The following is a 15,169-nucleotide window of genomic DNA, read 5'->3' on the forward strand; positions in this document are numbered from 1 at the left end:
AAGAACTGCGTGTGGAACTTCCGTGTGTCGCCACCCCAAAGGCAACGCTCCCGCAGGTTGGCAAGCAGGGCGATACGGTCTGCCACGTAACACTCCACATCGAGCGTCAGCGCACCGCCGTAGATGAAGGCGTCCCGGTCGTGCAGCGTGGAGCCGTCATGCAGCACCTTCTTCCCCCAATTTACCGCCTCATATCCGGCGAGAGCCGAAGCCCCGGCATAGACGAAAACAATCTTTCGGGCGTCCGACAGTATCTTGAAGTAATAGCCGCCCTCCGCCGTGAACTGCGCCACGGGTATCTTGGTGTCCTTGTAGGGATTGTTCTTCAACAGGTATTCGCCACCGAACACCCACTTGTTCCCCTTCTTCGTGTAGGTGGAGAGAGCCGCCCCGAAGCTGTACCCGCCGTCCTTGCCGCCGAGATTGAAGCCGTCCGCCATGTCCGCCCTCACCTCGATGCCCTGCATCTTCGGCAGACACCGCTGGGCGTGCGCCTGCCCTGTAAAAAGGGCAAGCGACGCGATGATTATTGCGATGTACTTTCTCATGGTCAGCGTACTTGAAGTTCGTTGATGGTACCCGCGCGTACCAAATCCTCGTTCTCAATCACGAAGGACTGGTGACGGCCGCCGTTCTTCTCGTTCAATTCCACCACGAGGCACTTGTCATCGGGGATGGTGAACTTCGCCATCGTGAAGACCGTGCGCTCGCTCTTTTTGCCCGGCACGAGGGTGGCGTAGTTCTGCGCGCGGAGCGGCAGAATAATCTGCTCCTGCACGGCAGTACGCTTCGCAACCTTCTTGTCCACGATTTTCCAAGTGATGTAGTCCACATCGAAAGGCACGTTGCTCTGGTTCTTTATCTCCGTGTGGAAATAAAGCAAGCCGTTGTGCGTGTAGATGCCTTTCAACAGGTATTGGATGCCGAAACGCTTGCAGCCGATATGCTTCACCTCGCGCTTGTTCTGTTTGTGGATGGACTTCATGATAAGGCGCACCAGCATCGGGCTTTCGCTGCCCAGCTCTTTCAGATAGATTTCCTGCGCGTTGTTCGGGCGGTTCACCGTGCTGCCGTCATGGATGAAGTCGCACATCTCCACGTTGAGCAACAGCGGTTCGGCGGCGTACTTCACGTTGAAGGTGTAGAAACTGCCGTCCTCCGTGATGACGGACATATTCGTTTCGTTGGGAAAATTCCTTACGGTAGCCTTCACACGGATGATGTTCTCCGCTCCGTCGGCTTTCCCGGCAATCAGGTCGGGCGAGCCTAAATCGACATAGCGCACCTCCGCCGGAAAAATGACGTGGACGGTCTTGTCGTAGGTCACTTCCAGACCGTGCGGCGGTATCATGCGGTCGAAGGTCAGCTTGCGTGACAGCCCGTGATATAGGTCGCCGTCCGCCTCCTTCTGCGGATAGACCTCCTTCGTCAAGGTCGGTTGTTCACTTCCGTTGGTCGTTTCAACGGTTACATTCTCCTGCGCGTTGGCAGTTATGATGCCCATAGCGAGGGCAAACATGATGATTACTTTTCTCATTACTTTTGGATTTTAGTGGTAATTTTTATTGTTTTCAATATTTTTCTTGGTAAAGCATGACCCTGTACCCGGCTTTCAGATGCACCTTGACGGTTCGCATCTTTTTGGCGATGTACTGGCTCGTGCCTTGTATCAGCCCTTGCCCAAGTCGGAGGCGAGCTGCGCCCCGGCATTGGTGGAGATGTTGATGCTGCTTCCCAGCGAGCCGCCCATGTTGGCGGCGACCTCCCGGACGGCGTTCATCTCCATCGAGTTCGGGATGAAGATGCCGGGCTGTCCGTCCGTGTCATAGACCGCAAGCTCCACGGGGATAATCGTGCCGTCGTATTCCAGCGAGGTAATCTCGATGTCGAGCCGCTCACCCTGTATCTTGCCCGTGCCGACCACCACCGCACCCCGGGGTATTGTCCTGCCTGCCACCGCCATAGGCTCCAGCAGGCGCAGCCTTACCGTCTGCCCGTCCGTCACGCTCTGCGCCCCATGCACGCACGCCGGTATGGTGTTCCTGTCCAATACCTCCGCCGTGCCGACAGCCGTGTTGAAACCCCGGTTGCGTTCCTGCGATAAGGCGGCGACAAACTCCGCGTTACTCATAGGCTGTGAGAGTGAAGAAACTACTTGATGCTCCACCTGTCTGATAGGCATTGCCTTGTTCTTCTTCCCTTTCTGCACGGTAGTTGGCTCTGCCCTCTGTTCCGCCGATGGCTGTCCTCCGTTCTGACCGCCCATGTACTTTGCCGCCAGCTCGTAGGACTTCTCCATAAGAGCCACCTGCTCGTCCATAGAGGAAGCCTTGCCCCTCTCGCTTTCCAGTTCCGACTCCAGCGATGCGATGCGCTCCAACAATTCGTCCATCTCCGCATTGTCGTTTTTCGGCTGGTCGTAGAAGTTTCCGAGCGTGGCGTTCAGGTCACGGTAGGCGGCTGCGGAGGACTGGATGGTCTGCGGCGTGGCTGGCTTTGCCCTTTCTTCCTTGCCGCCCGGATTGGCGAGGTCGAAGTCCACTCCGTTCTCCGTTCCCGCTATCTCGCGGTCGAACATGTCGCCCAGCTGCCCGATGGCACGGTTGCGGCTCTCCTGACGCTCTTCCATCTCCCCATGCTCGTAGGCTTTCAGCTTGTCGCCGATAATCTGCCGGTTCGCCTTGTCAGCGTCGGGCATCTCGGTGTTGTATCCGTCCGTTCCCGGCGGTTGCTCCTTGCCGGAGGACGGGGCGAATATCAGCCACATCGCCCCGATGAACACCAACACCATAGCGGGCAGCACGATCATCTTCTGCCGTTTCAGCCGTTGCGCCTCTGTCAGCGGTTCGCGCTCCTTTTTCGGTTTCCCCGTTTCGGGAGCAGCTTTGTTCTCTTTCGTCGGTTCATTCTTTGTCTGTTCCATATAAATAAGGTGTTAAGTGATTGCCTGTTTCCGCCGGGGTCGGCAGTTCCACCCGTCCGGCGTGTCCCGTTTCCATATGTGAGCCGTCGTTCCTGCCGATGTCATAGACGGCTCTGCCGAAGGTGTAAAGGGCAAGCACCGCGAAGGCGGCGAACATCCCCAGCACGATGCGGCGGCGTGTTTCCGGCGGCAAGCCGTCCAGATACCCTTTGAGACTTGCCGCCAAGCGTTTCCGTTTGTCGTGGAGTTTCCAATACATGCCCCACATTGATTTTCTGATACTTTTCATGTCCTGTTACCGTTTGATAGTCTGTAAATCCTTGTTCTCAATGATGGTGAAACCCTCGATGGTAAAACCGTTCGGGTTGTCATCCGACCGCGATGCGTTCAGCAGGCGGCAGGTGGTCACGAGGCTGCGCTCGGTGACGTTGCTCTGCCGGATGATTTTCTGTGTGGCGTAGGTCACGGCACGGTAGGGATAGGCGTTGAAGTCGCACACCACGCTGTCCACCTTCAGCACTTGGTTGATGTTCCCGGCGATGATGCGGTTGTAGTACCCCTTCTCCGCGAAGTCCGAATAATAGTGGTACACGCTCTTGTCCGCCAGCAGCAAGGCACGTTTCACGTTGTGTTCAATCGCGCTTTTTTCAGGTGATAGCGTGAAGAACATCTCGTGGAAACGGCGCACATGTTCCCGTGCCTCCGCCGGGCGGTTCTGCGACAAATCCTGAGACAAGGCGAGCATCAGGCTCTTGCCGTTGTCCAGCACATAGATTTTCTCCCGTTGCTTCTCTGCGAAACGGTAGGAGTTCCACACGCTCCACACCGTCACCACGGCGCACAGCGAGAGGAAGACGATACCGAACAGGCGTATCTGCCTGAACGACGATTCGATGTTTCTAAGTGATTTGAATTCCATTTATATTTTCCAATTTATGATTGCACATTGATTATTTCAGCAATTTGCCGACACGTCCGACTGCGTTTCCTGCGGCTGCACCCGCCACGCTGCCCGCCATGCTTCCGGCTCGTCCCGCCATCTGGTTCACGTTGCGACCGTAACCGCCCATGCCTCCGGCTTGGATAATCCAGCCCGCAACGGTGGGAATGGTAAAGTAGCCGATGATGCCGATGCAGAGGAATACGATATACACCCCGTCGCTCGAATCCAGCGAGAAGTTCGGGTCTGCCTGCATCCGCTCGATGTCGTTTTGCAGCATCAGAACCTGTATCTTCGCCAGTATGGTGCTGAACATGTCCGATACCGGTAGCCACAGATAGACCTGTATATAGCGGCATATCCACTGCGTGAGCGTGTTTTGGAAACCGTCCCATACCGACAGGGCGAAGGCTATCGGACCGAGAATCGCCAGCACCACGAGAAAGAAGGTGCGGACGGTGTCTATCACGAGGGCGGCGGCTTGGAACAGCAGTTCGAGTATCTCGCGGAAGAAGTCGCGGATGCTCTTCTTCATGTTGTACATTCCCCGGTCGATATACATTCCCGCCATCGTCACCATGTCGGAGGGCGACCAGCCGAGTTCCTCCAGTTGCTTGTCAAATTCCTCGTTGGACACGAGGTAGGCGGTTTCGGGGTTGCGTACCATCGCCTCGTATTCCAGTTTGTCCTTCTGCTCCCGGTATCGGTTCATGTCCAGCGTTTCCGCCTCCAGCATCTTTGCCGTGCCCTGTACGACGGGTGAGAGGATGCTGTTTATCGTGCCCAGCACCACAGTCGGGAAGAACATGATGCACAGACCGATGGCAAAAGGACGGAGCATCGGGAATACGTCTATCGGTTCAGCTCTCGCCAGCGACTGCCATACCCGGTAGGCGACGTAGAACAGCGCACCCAGCCGGCGATGCCTTTCGCCACACCAGCCATGTCCCCACACAGCGGCATCATCTGCTCATAAAGTGAACGTAAAATCTGATGAAGGTTGTCGAACTTCATAGGCTACCAGTATCTTTCGTTCATGTTCCCGTACAGCCCCATGATGCGGTCGAGGTCGTTCTTCTTTTTCGCACGCAGGTAACTCACGGAGATGTTCTTGTTCGTGTAGTAGCTCACGAGGTTGCGGTAACGCTTCATCTTCGAGTGGCAGCGTTCCACCACGTCCATGCGCTCCTTGTCGGTCATGGAGAGCGTGGTGATGTTCACCACGTTCCTGAGTTCCGTCAACACTTCGTTGCTTTCCTCCAGCAGTTTCGTGTAGCCGAAAGCGATTGCGGAAAGCTCTTCGGGTCTGAAATTCCCGTCACGGAGCATCCGTTGGAAACTGTTCACATAGATGTCTGTGATGTCGCCCACCATCAGGATGGTCTGCTGCACCTTGCGGGCGTCCTTGACCAGATTGTTCACCGATTTGAGGGCATCGTAATACTTCTTGCCCTGCTGATAGATTTTCACCGTCTCCTGAAAGTTGCTCACCATGTTCGTGGCGGTCTTGGAGGTATGGATGATGTTTTTGGAGGCATTGATGATGCCCTGCGCTAGATTGCCCGGATCGCTTACGACCCACTGTGCGCTTGCCCTGCCCGCGAAAAGCAGGCACAGGCAGATAATCATTGTTATTCTTGTTCTCATGTTACTTTGGATTTTAGTGGTTGTTATTCTTCGGTCGGATGTCCCGGCTGCGGCTTCACCCGCACATAGTCCCCGTTTGGCGAGAAAGTCAGCACATCCGTGGCCTCGTTGTAGGACACGTCGATGCGGAAGCCGGTGTTCATGAACAGGTTGCCGTTCTCCTCCTGCAAGAGATAGGTTTCCGGCTTGAGCTTGCGGCGCAGACCGCTACGACGGAACACCGTCACTTTGTAGGCTTCGCCCTCCTTGTAGATAAGCACGTCAGGTTTTCCCTCCACGCTCTCCCAGTTCCCGCACAGCATGTCGCGGCGGTTGTCGGCCACGTCGCAGGATTGCAGCATCATGACCGCCAATCCGATAAGGCACTTGCTGACTTGCAGCATTTTCACTTTTGGTAAATTCATACGCGTTTTTCTTTTTTGGTTGATACATTCTGTTTTTTAGTTATTCCTTGTTTCTCCGCCTTTCGGCAAGCTGCCGGATGGCGGCTTCGATGTCGTCGCCCAGCTTCTCCGCCAGACGGTAAACCTCCACTTTTTCCGTTTCCTCGGTGGTGTACGCCAGATACTCTTCCGCGCTGACCTCCGTGGCATAGACCGCCGACTGCGTGCCGCCCAAGCCTATCCACACCTCCTTGTAGAGCCGTGAAGGGTTGTTCGCCATGTTGATGGAGAGTATCTGCGACTTCTCCTTTTCCGTCAGTCCGAGCAACGCCTGTATCTGGTCGAACTTGTTCATATATTTCCTTTGGTCAAGCAGGATTTTACAATCCGAGTTGTTGATAATGCTCTCTTTGACCACCGGAGAACTGATAATGTCGTCCACCTCCTGCGTCACCACGATTGCCTCGCCGTAATATTTTCTGACCGTCTTATACATATAGCGCAGATATTCAGCCATGTTCGCCGATGAGAGGGCCTTCCAAGCCTCTTCCACGATAAGCTGTTTCCGCACGCCTTTCAGCCGCCGCATCTTGTTGATGAAGGCTTCCATGATGATGATGGTCACGACGGGGAACAGTTCGCGGTTTTCTTTAATCGAATCTATCTCGAAGACGATGAACCGCTTGCCGAGCAGGTCGATGTTCTCCGTGGAGTTGAGCAGGAAATCGTAACGCCCGCCCCGGTAATACTGCCGCATGGTGGTGAGCATGTTGTCGATGTTGAAGTCGGACTTCTCCACCTTGATGTCACGCTGTGCCAGTTCCTTGCGGTAGTCGTCACGCATATACTCGTAGAAGGTGTTGAACGACGGCACGATGCTACGGTCGGATTGGATGCGCTCAATATAGGCACTCACGGCACTGCCCAGCTCGCCGCTCTCCGTCTTTGTCACCTTGTCGTCCTCCGACTTCCAGAGCGTCAGCAACAGGGTCTTGATGCTGTCCTTCTTCTCCACGTCGAAGATGTAATCGTCGGTGTAGAACGGGTTGAAGCTGATGGGCTTATCTTCCGTGTAGGTGAAATACACACCGTCCGCTCCGCCTGTCTTGCGTCGGATCATGCCGCACAAGCCCTGATAGGAGTTTCCCGTGTCCACCAATACCACATGTGCGCCTTGCTCATAATATTGGCGCACGAGGTGGTTCATGAAGAAAGACTTGCCGCTGCCCGAAGGACCCAGCACGAACTTGTTGCGGTTGGTCGTGATACCTCGCTTCATGGGCAGGTCGGAGATGTCAAGGTGCAGCGGTTTTCCCGTGAGCCTGTCCACCATCTTGATGCCGAAGGGCGAGAGCGAGCTGCGGTAGTTGGTTTCCTCTGTGAACAGGCACACCGCCTGTTCGATGAAGGTGTGGAAACTCTCTTCCGCCGGGAAGTCCGCCGCATTGCCGGGTATCGCCGCCCAGTAGAGTGTCGGGCAGTCGATGGTGTTGTGGCGCGGCACGCATTCCATGCTTGCCAACTGGCTGCCCACGTCGTTCTTGATATGCTTCAGTTCCTCCGCATCGTCGCTCCACGCCATGACGTTGAAGTGTGCCCGTACCGAGGTCAGTCCGTAGGAATGGGCTTCGTTCAGGTATTGGTCTATCCACTCGCGGTTGATGCTGTTGCTCCTTGAATAGCGAGATAGCGACTGCATGTTACGGGCGGACTTCTCGAACTTCTGCAAGGTTTCCTCACTGTTGTCTATCAGCACATACTGGTTGTAGATATGGTTGCAGGAGAGCAGAAGCCCCACCGGGGAGGCGAATGACAGTCGGCAGTCACTCCGGTCGGTGGAGAGCTTCTCGTAACGGGTGTCGGTAGCCACCTTGCCCGGCAGGTCTTCCGCGTCGGAGAGGGTGTGCAGACACAGGCGGTTGTCGCCGATGCGCATCTCCCTTGCCGAAAGCTCGATGTCCTGCAAGGTGGTGTCACCTTCCGGCATGAGCGAGAAGTAGCGTTCAATAAGTCCCGTCTTTCCCTCAGTACCCACAATCTCATCGGTGGAGAGGCGGCGCAGCCTGACAAGCCCGCTGTCGTTCATGATGCGCTCGAACTGTTCGCAGGCTTCCAAGAACTTGGTCGTGGTTTCCCTGTCCAGCTCCTTCGGGATGATATGTCCCCGGCACAGCGTGCTGAAATTGCTCTGCATCCGGTTACGCTCCTTTGTTGTCTTGGTCAGGTAGAGGTAGCAGGTGTGTTTCAGGTACGGACGCTCGTTGAAGTGACGCTCGAAAGAGCGGCTTAAAAAGCTCATGTCGTCCTTCTGAAGCTCCGGTTTGTAGCGTTCCTTGATGAACCAGTCCTGTTTGTGGACGACGGAGTAGTCCGGCAGCACCTTGATAGCCTTGCACCAGCAACTGTGTATCGCCTCGTACTCCGCACCCGTCACGGTGTAAAGTTCCGGTAGTTCCACCTCGAAAGCCACCGTGATGTCGGCGTCCTTTGAGATGATGCAGCCATGCTCCACCGCTAAAAGTGGGAACCTGTTTTCCAGTGTTGTCATTTTCGATGTATTCCTCATTGTCTTTCTTCCTTTCGTTGTCGTTTGAACAGACGGGTTATCCGCCGCCGGTTGATAAGGTATCGGGGATGGCTCCGTGCCGCTCCTAATTTCATCAGCCCGTGTTCACCGTACCGGGCGTTCAGCGCGAAGGTCTGCCATACAAGGAGGGAGGACGATGCCGCGCCGAAGCCGATACATATCCACTGGTCGATACCGACCATGTAGAGGATGACGAACAGGACGAAGAGAGCCAGCAGACCTCCGCAGAAGATGAAGAGGTACTGTGCCTTCAAGCCCTTGAACTCTACCGGACGGCCGATACCCTTGTTGATTGGGTATTCAGCCATACATTATTTATTAAAGGAAGAATGAGCGCAGGATGGTGGCGGCAACAATCAGGAAGATGCACGCGCCGAACCACGAGGCGGCTGTCTTGCTGGTGTCGGGGTCGCCCGATGAAACTTGCCGTACACTTTTACGCCCCCGATAAGCCCGACGACTGCACCGATGGCGTATATCAGTTTAGTTCCGGGGTCGAAATAAGAACTCACCATAGAGGTGGCTTCGTTGATGCCCGCGATGCCGTTTCCCTGCGCGAAAGCGGAGGCGGTTGCGGCGATGACAAGTGCCGCGGAGAGGATTGCTTTTCTGTTTTTCAAGATGTTCTTGTTCATAAACTGTTCTTGTTTTTTGCCGTCAAAAGGGTGGATGGTCCTTTGTCGGGCGGTTGATACTTTGTTTCTTTACTTTGGTTTTAGTGGATGCCCGTTTGTTTCCACGGACGTGGGCGTGTCCGTTGCGGATGGGGATGCGCCTTGCGTTTCCTCGCCGCGTGGGTTGATGTCATTCTTTCATGTTCATTTCTTTTATTGTTGTCATACATAGTTGCGAATGTCGAACTCCTCGATGTTGTCCGGCACGACGAACTCCTTTTCAGATTTCTTCAGCCGAATCTCGATAAGCCCCTTGATGCGGATGCCTATCTCCGAAGAGCCTTCCATCATTTTCTCGTACAACTCCGTGCCCTCCATGTCGGTGAACACCTTAGCCGCCTTTTCACGTTCCGCCTGTGTCGCGTCCGGGTTTTTGGCGGTCTTGCAGGCGTCGTCAATCTCGTCAAAGCTGCTGCCCGAAGCCCGTGGCGTGTCCGAGGCGTCCTCTTCCGGTTCGTCGTCCCCGTATCCCAGTTCCTCCGGCGGTATGCTCGTGAAGGTCTCATCGAGTTTTTCCTCCGGGACTTGTGCCGGGCGGGATGCGTTTCCCGTTTTTCCGTCGTCAAAAGTAGCCTCTTCCTCCGACAGCTCAATGCCTTTTTCAATAGTGGCGGCTTCTTGCGTCGGTATGGCAGCGGTTGTCCGGGTGGATGCCATCCTGAAACGGCTCTTGCCGATGATGTCCGCCTTTTCCGCAGGGACTTCCTCGTGTGCCGCTATGCGTTTAGCCTCATTCCCGTCCAGTGACCGCCATAATCCGACAATGCCCTTGAAGAAGCGGACAATCCGCGTGTCCATGATGCGCTCGTAAAGGAGCAGGAACAGGAACCAGAGGTTGCAGCCGACCGATACCGCCAGCAGAATGTCTGTCATGCTGATTGTGTAATTCATATCCTTCCGTTTTTGGTTAGAATACTGAATTGTAATTTCGGGCATAAAGGCTCTTTATCGCATCTTCGCACTGGTTGAAGTGGTGCGTCAGCACATGGTCGATGTAAGCGGACAGCGTAAGCCGGTCATGCCCGATTACACGGGTGATACGCATGATACGCTCGTGGTACTCCGGGCGCACATACGCCATCTTCCCCTCACGTGCCTTTACTTCCGGGTCGCGGATGAACAGGCGTTCATAGTCCTTCTCACTGCATTTGCCGCTTACCGGGACAGGCGACAGTATTTCCACACTCGCCTGCACTTGGGTAAACATACCTCCGCAGTCTTGCTGTGGTCTTTTTTCATTCGGTGTCATTTCTTTTTCCATTTTCAAATCAGATCTTCACGTTGTTTCTTGTACAGTTCGTTGATTCTCTCCTTGTGCTGTTCCAGATGCTGGCGCAGCACGGTATCCACATATCCGCCTACTGAGATTTCCCCTCCGGCGATGTCGTTCACGATTCTGAGGATCTTGCCGTGGACGTCACGGCTGATATAGACACATTGGCGGGTCTTTATCTCGTTGCGGCGCAGGAATAGCTCGTTGTAGTCCTCGTCCTGCCTTTTCCGGCGTCCACTTTCCCTCTGCGCTTTTTCCCGTGTTACGGGTTGCACAGGAGATGGTTCCGGTGCGGCGGTGTCCTCTTCGGTCGGTGCAGCTGCGGGTACTTCCTGTGCGGGGCGCAGTGTCCCGTCCTGTGTGCGCCGCCCGATGGAGCTAACAGCAGTTCCTCGTCGATGCCTTCCGTGTTCACTTTCCTGCTGCCCATGCTCACTGCGGTCTGATGATGTCGCTTATCTCTTCGGAAAACTCCCGGATGCCACTCCCTTTCAGCAGTGCCGTGTCCATCGGGAAGATGGTGGAGCGGAAAACGCTCTTGCGCTCTTCCGAAAGGTCACGGCGGAACTTCTTGCTGTCGGGCAAGCGGGTGGAAAGTACCGGAAAGCCCATTTCGGCTATCACTTCCTCGTAGATGCCGTACAAGTCGTTCCTCTCCCTGCCGTCCACCATCGTCCAGAACAGATGCAGCCCCTTTGTTTTCGCCTGTCCGGTAGTCATCAGCCTGTCGCGGAACATCGTGACGAATTTCAGGGTACTCTCCACGACAAAGCGGTCGGCACTCAGCGGAGTGAAAATGTAGTCCATCTGCGAGAGCGTCTTTATCACGCCGTTGCTTCGGAGTGTGCCGGGCATGTCGAAGAACACCACGTCGGGTTTCACGTCCTCAGTGGCAATCATCCTCTCGGCATCGTCGAGGGCGTTCACCGCATTGCTTTTGACGATGGTGTAGGCGTTCTTTTTGATCCGGCGGAAATGGTCGCAAGCGAGAGCCTTGAAGTAGGTGCTGCTGTCGATAAGCCCCATTTCGTGTTCGCGCAGCCCGTGGATGCTGTGCTGCGGGTCGTCGCAGTCCACGACGGCGACATTGTAGCCTTTCACGTTGTGCAGGTAGCTGGCGGCAAGTGCCGTGACAGTGGATTTGCCGATGCCACCTTTCTGTGTTGCGAATGCAACGAAGATTTCCTTACTCATAGTTCCATTTATTTTAATTGTTGATGATTTGTTTTTCTGTTTCCATACGGATTTGGCTGTCGCACCATCCGCTTCCGTGACTACACACGCAGGCGGGTCGTCGCGTATCCGGTTCTGTGGTGAAGCGGTGCGTCGGACAAATGGTGATTGACGACATTGCGTCATGAAGTCATTGAATCCATACGTCACCGAATTGTCGGAGAACCGGGTTTCCGACGGTTCGGGTATCCGTTTCGGCAAGTATCCGAAGAAGCGGATTTCCGGGTATTTGAATGTTCCGTTTATCATATCTTCAAATCGTTCGTTTCTTGAATCATGCTGCAAATAAACAAGTATATTTTGGAACCTGTATCACTTCTCCGGCAAGTGGCGGCACGTTGCGCCGGTTGGCAGTCATTGACCGGGTCAAGCATCTGTCCGATACCGCTTTAAGGGCGTAACTTTGCACCCGGACAGCAGGGTTCGCCGATGACGCGCGGCCCGGAGTCCTGAAAGGTATTTTCCCAATCCGTCCCCTGACGGATTTTTATGTTCACCTGAACATAGCAAGATGTCTTTTCAGCCGCTCAAAATATTTTGAGCAGCCACGAAAAGCACTTGCCCTTGCAGGGGGCGGGCTTTCCCTCCGAAGTCGGGAAGCCTTTCAGAACTGCGGTGCTGTAATCCGAAGCGGCGGCTTATGCCGTCAATCCGCTAAATCCAAAGTAATATGAAAGAGAAAAGGAAAAGCAAATCAGGGAGAAATCCCAAACTTGATCCGGCGGTGTACCGGTACACCGTCCGTTTCAACGAGGAGGAACACAACCGTTTCCTCGCCATGTTCGGAAAATCGGGTGTCTATGCACGGTCTGTTTTCCTCAAAGCGCACTTCTTCGGGCAACCGTTCAAGGTGCTGAAGGTGGACAAGACGTTGGTGGACTATTACACCAAACTGTCGGATTTTCATGCACAATTCCGTGCCGTGGGTACGAATTACAACCAAGTCGTGAAGGAACTGAGGCTGCATTTTTCAGAGAAAAAGGCGATGGCGTTGCTCTACAAATTAGAGCAACACACCGTCGAACTCGTGAAACTGAGCCGCCGGATTGTGGAACTTTCAAGGGAAATGGAGGCAAAATGGTCGCAAAAATCAGTGTAGGAAGTTCGTTGTACGGCGCGATTGCCTACAACGGGGAGAAGATTAACGAGGCGCAGGGGCGGCTTCTCACCACCAACCGCATCTACAATGACGGTTCGGGAACGGTGGACATAGGCAAGGCGATGGAGGGTTTTCTCACCTTCCTGCCACCGCAGATGAAGATCGAGAAGCCGGTGGTGCATATCTCTCTCAACCCGCACCCGGAGGATGTGCTGACCGATATTGAGTTGCAGAATATCGCCCGCGAGTATCTGGAAAAACTCGGTTTCGGAAACCAGCCTTATCTTGTATTCAAGCACGAGGACATCGACCGCCACCACCTGCACATCGTGACGGTCAACGTGGACGAGAACGGGAAAAGGCTCAACCGGGATTTTCTCTACCGCCGCAGCGACCGTATCCGCAGGGAACTGGAACAGAAGTACGGATTGCATCCGGCAGAACGTAAAAATCAGAGATTGGATAATCCGTTGCGCAAGGTGGCCGCATCGGCAGGTGATGTGAAGAAGCAGGTAGGCAACACCGTGAAGGCTCTGAATGGGCAGTACCGTTTCCAGACGATGGGCGAATACCGTGCGCTCCTTTCCTTATATAATATGACGGTGGAGGAAGCGAGGGGCAACGTGCGCGGACGGGAGTATCACGGGCTGGTCTATTCCGTCACGGACGACAAGGGTAACAAGGTGGGCAACCCGTTCAAATCCTCGCTTTTCGGGAAGTCCGCAGGCTATGAAGCCGTACAGAAGAAGTTTGTCCGTTCCAAATCGGAAATCAAGGATAGGAAACTGGCAGACATGACGAAACGCACCGTCCTTTCCGTGCTGCAAGGCACTTATGACAAGGACAAATTTGTATCCCAACTCAAAGAGAAGGGCATCGACACCGTACTGCGCTACACAGAGGAAGGGCGCATCTATGGGGCTACCTTCATCGACCACCGCACGGGATGCGTGCTGAACGGTTCGCGCATGGGTAAGGAGCTTTCGGCGAATGCCTTGCAGGAACACTTCACCCTGCCATACGCCGGACAACCGCCGATACCGCTATCCATCCCTGTGGATGCTGCGGACAAGGCACACGGGCAGACCGCCTACGACAGTGAAGATATATCGGGCGGTATGGGCTTGCTCACTCCCGAAGGTCCGGCGGTAGATGCCGAGGAAGAGGCTTTCATCCGGGCGATGAAGCGCAAAAAGAAGAAAAAACGCAAGGGCTTGGGTATGTAATCAGAGTATCAACAATTAAAAAATCAATGTATGTCACAACAAGAAGACGATTTGAGGGCATTGGCGAAAATCATGGATTTTCTGCGTGCCGTGAGTATCATTTTAGTGGTCATGAACGTGTACTGGTTCTGCTACGAAGCCATCCGGCTGTGGGGCGTGAACATCGGCGTGGTGGACAAAATCCTTCTGAACTTCGACCGCACGGCGGGGCTGTTCCATTCCATTCTCTACACGAAGCTGTTTTCCGTCCTTTTGCTTGCCTTGTCCTGTCTGGGTACGAAGGGTGTCAAGGGTGAGAAAATCACTTGGGGGAGAATCTGGACAGCATTTGCCGTCGGGTTCGTGCTGTTTTTCCTGAACTGGTGGTTGCTGCCCCTGCCGCTGCCGCTTGAAGCGGTGACGGGACTGTATGTCCTTACCATTGGAACGGGCTATGTCTGCCTGTTGATGGGTGGTCTGTGGATGAGCCGCCTGTTGAAACACAATTTGATGGAGGATGTTTTCAACAACGAGAACGAGAGTTTCATGCAGGAAACGAGGCTTATCGAAAGCGAGTATTCGGTCAATCTGCCGACACGTTTCTATTACAGGAAACGCTGGAACAACGGTTGGATCAATGTAGTTAATCCCTTCCGTGCGTCCATCGTGTTGGGTACGCCGGGCAGCGGCAAGTCCTATGCCGTGGTAAACAATTTTATCAAGCAACAGATTGAAAAGGGCTTTAGTCAATACATCTACGATTTCAAGTATCCCGACCTATCTACTATTGCCTACAACCATTTGCTGAACCACCCGGACGGCTACAAGGTAAAGCCGAAGTTCTATGTGATCAACTTCGACGACCCGCGACGCTCTCATCGGTGCAATCCCATTCACCCGGATTTTATGGAAGATATTACGGATGCCTATGAGAGTGCCTACACAATAATGCTCAACCTCAATAAAACGTGGGTGCAAAAGCAGGGCGACTTCTTCGTGGAGTCACCTATCATTCTGTTTGCCAGTATTATCTGGTATCTCAAAATCTATCAGAACGGGAAGTTTTGCACGTTTCCCCATGCTATCGAGTTTCTGAACCGCCGTTACGAGGATATATTTCCGATACTGACCTCTTATCCGGAGCTGGAGAACTACCTTTCGCCGTTCATGGATGCGTGGCTTGGAGGGGCTGCGGAGCAGCTCAT

Annotated in this window: 15 protein-coding genes and 4 pseudogenes; 4 read left to right on the forward strand and 15 right to left on the reverse strand. The window is 54.3% G+C overall.

Translation table 11 applies throughout. The annotated features are described in order from the left end of the window. The 15 genes and pseudogenes from JCM17102_RS19560 to JCM17102_RS19625 form a co-directional block, all read right to left on the reverse strand. A partial coding sequence (locus JCM17102_RS19560; protein WP_025076398.1) for a conjugal transfer protein TraO occupies window positions 1-548 on the reverse strand: 548 nt, incomplete at its 3' end. A gap of 2 nt (window positions 549-550) precedes the next feature. Beyond that, the gene (gene traN / locus JCM17102_RS19565; RefSeq protein WP_004291522.1) at window positions 551-1,537 is read right to left on the reverse strand and encodes a conjugative transposon protein TraN; all 987 of its coding nucleotides are present in this window, start codon (window positions 1,535-1,537) and stop codon (window positions 551-553) included. 34 nt (window positions 1,538-1,571) lie between these two features. Next, a pseudogene (gene traM, locus JCM17102_RS28560) lies at window positions 1,572-2,923 on the reverse strand (conjugative transposon protein TraM). Continuing rightward, window positions 2,904-3,191, reverse strand: a complete 288-nt coding sequence (locus JCM17102_RS31000; RefSeq protein WP_018697145.1) for a TraL conjugative transposon family protein — start codon at window positions 3,189-3,191, stop codon at window positions 2,904-2,906. The pseudogene traM and the gene JCM17102_RS31000 overlap by 20 nt, the downstream one beginning before the upstream one ends. 27 nt (window positions 3,192-3,218) lie before the next feature. Beyond that, window positions 3,219-3,842, reverse strand: coding sequence for a conjugative transposon protein TraK (gene traK, locus JCM17102_RS19580; protein WP_004291519.1), 624 nt, complete (start codon window positions 3,840-3,842; stop codon window positions 3,219-3,221). 31 nt (window positions 3,843-3,873) lie between these two features. Beyond that, window positions 3,874-4,877: pseudogene (traJ, locus tag JCM17102_RS28565) on the reverse strand (conjugative transposon protein TraJ). A 3-nt stretch (window positions 4,878-4,880) separates the two neighbouring features. Further along, window positions 4,881-5,510 carry a DUF4141 domain-containing protein gene (locus JCM17102_RS30030; protein ID WP_004304283.1) on the reverse strand — a complete coding sequence of 210 codons (630 nt, stop codon included), beginning with the start codon at window positions 5,508-5,510 and terminating at the stop codon, window positions 4,881-4,883. Between the two features lie 23 nt (window positions 5,511-5,533). Then, on the reverse strand, window positions 5,534-5,914 hold the full coding sequence (locus tag JCM17102_RS19595) for a DUF3876 domain-containing protein (RefSeq protein WP_004291516.1): 381 nt from the start codon (window positions 5,912-5,914) through the stop codon (window positions 5,534-5,536). A 40-nt stretch (window positions 5,915-5,954) separates the two neighbouring features. Then, complete coding sequence (locus JCM17102_RS19600; protein ID WP_004291515.1) at window positions 5,955-8,459, reverse strand: TraG family conjugative transposon ATPase; 2,505 nt, start codon at window positions 8,457-8,459, stop codon at window positions 5,955-5,957. Continuing rightward, window positions 8,456-8,788, reverse strand: coding sequence for a DUF4133 domain-containing protein (locus tag JCM17102_RS30035; protein ID WP_004291514.1), 333 nt, complete (start codon window positions 8,786-8,788; stop codon window positions 8,456-8,458). Before JCM17102_RS30035 ends, JCM17102_RS19600 begins: the two co-directional genes overlap by 4 nt. Before the next feature lie 10 nt (window positions 8,789-8,798). Next, a pseudogene (locus tag JCM17102_RS30040) lies at window positions 8,799-9,115 on the reverse strand (DUF4134 domain-containing protein). 201 nt (window positions 9,116-9,316) lie between these two features. Next, entirely contained in the window at window positions 9,317-10,045 is a 729-nt protein-coding gene (locus JCM17102_RS19610; RefSeq protein ID WP_004304280.1) for a hypothetical protein, read from the reverse strand. A 16-nt stretch (window positions 10,046-10,061) separates the two neighbouring features. Then, on the reverse strand, window positions 10,062-10,415 hold the full coding sequence (locus JCM17102_RS19615) for a DUF3408 domain-containing protein (RefSeq protein WP_004291505.1): 354 nt from the start codon (window positions 10,413-10,415) through the stop codon (window positions 10,062-10,064). 2 nt (window positions 10,416-10,417) lie between these two features. Further along, window positions 10,418-10,857 (reverse strand): annotated as a pseudogene (locus JCM17102_RS28570) (DUF3408 domain-containing protein). Between the two features lie 2 nt (window positions 10,858-10,859). After that, window positions 10,860-11,786, reverse strand: a complete 927-nt coding sequence (locus tag JCM17102_RS19625) for a ParA family protein (RefSeq protein ID WP_005783105.1) — start codon at window positions 11,784-11,786, stop codon at window positions 10,860-10,862. Here JCM17102_RS19625 and JCM17102_RS32035 point away from each other — a divergent pair. From JCM17102_RS32035 to JCM17102_RS19640, 4 genes are all read left to right on the forward strand, one after another. Further along, complete coding sequence (locus tag JCM17102_RS32035) at window positions 11,785-11,949, forward strand: hypothetical protein (protein WP_196029218.1); 165 nt, start codon at window positions 11,785-11,787, stop codon at window positions 11,947-11,949. The genes JCM17102_RS19625 and JCM17102_RS32035 overlap by 2 nt on opposite strands. Window positions 11,950-12,330: 381 nt before the next feature. Further along, entirely contained in the window at window positions 12,331-12,759 is a 429-nt protein-coding gene (gene mobA / locus JCM17102_RS19630) for a conjugal transfer protein MobA (protein ID WP_004291488.1), read from the forward strand. Next, a complete protein-coding gene (gene mobB, locus JCM17102_RS19635; protein ID WP_004291483.1) occupies window positions 12,738-13,985 on the forward strand; it encodes a conjugal transfer protein MobB in 1,248 nt (415 codons plus the stop codon). The genes mobA and mobB overlap by 22 nt, the downstream gene beginning before the upstream one ends. Before the next feature lie 30 nt (window positions 13,986-14,015). Next, window positions 14,016-15,169, forward strand: a 1,154-nt coding sequence (locus JCM17102_RS19640; RefSeq protein ID WP_025076397.1) for a YWFCY domain-containing protein, incomplete at its 3' end; no start/stop codon positions are given.

It is taken from the genome of Bacteroides faecichinchillae JCM 17102, assembly GCF_000614145.1.
Classification (GTDB): Bacteria; Bacteroidota; Bacteroidia; order Bacteroidales; family Bacteroidaceae; genus Bacteroides; species Bacteroides faecichinchillae.

Excerpts from the sequence above, each read along its gene's own strand:
- JCM17102_RS19610 (WP_004304280.1), bottom strand. The coding sequence starts at position 10,045 with ATGAATTACACAATCAGCATGACAGACATTCTGCTGGCGGTATCGGTC.
- JCM17102_RS30030 (WP_004304283.1), bottom strand. The coding sequence starts at position 5,510 with ATGAGAACAAGAATAACAATGATTATCTGCCTGTGCCTGCTTTTCGCG.
- mobA (WP_004291488.1), top strand. The coding sequence starts at position 12,331 with ATGAAAGAGAAAAGGAAAAGCAAATCAGGGAGAAATCCCAAACTTGAT.
- JCM17102_RS19595 (WP_004291516.1), bottom strand. The coding sequence starts at position 5,914 with ATGAATTTACCAAAAGTGAAAATGCTGCAAGTCAGCAAGTGCCTTATC.
- JCM17102_RS31000 (WP_018697145.1), bottom strand. The coding sequence starts at position 3,191 with ATGTGGGGCATGTATTGGAAACTCCACGACAAACGGAAACGCTTGGCG.
- traN (WP_004291522.1), bottom strand. The coding sequence starts at position 1,537 with ATGAGAAAAGTAATCATCATGTTTGCCCTCGCTATGGGCATCATAACT.
- mobB (WP_004291483.1), top strand. The coding sequence starts at position 12,738 with ATGGTCGCAAAAATCAGTGTAGGAAGTTCGTTGTACGGCGCGATTGCC.
- traK (WP_004291519.1), bottom strand. The coding sequence starts at position 3,842 with ATGGAATTCAAATCACTTAGAAACATCGAATCGTCGTTCAGGCAGATA.
- JCM17102_RS19625 (WP_005783105.1), bottom strand. The coding sequence starts at position 11,786 with ATGACGCAATGTCGTCAATCACCATTTGTCCGACGCACCGCTTCACCA.
- JCM17102_RS19600 (WP_004291515.1), bottom strand. The coding sequence starts at position 8,459 with ATGAGGAATACATCGAAAATGACAACACTGGAAAACAGGTTCCCACTT.
- JCM17102_RS30035 (WP_004291514.1), bottom strand. The coding sequence starts at position 8,788 with ATGGCTGAATACCCAATCAACAAGGGTATCGGCCGTCCGGTAGAGTTC.
- JCM17102_RS32035 (WP_196029218.1), top strand. The coding sequence starts at position 11,785 with ATGAAGTCATTGAATCCATACGTCACCGAATTGTCGGAGAACCGGGTT.
- JCM17102_RS19615 (WP_004291505.1), bottom strand. The coding sequence starts at position 10,415 with ATGGAAAAAGAAATGACACCGAATGAAAAAAGACCACAGCAAGACTGC.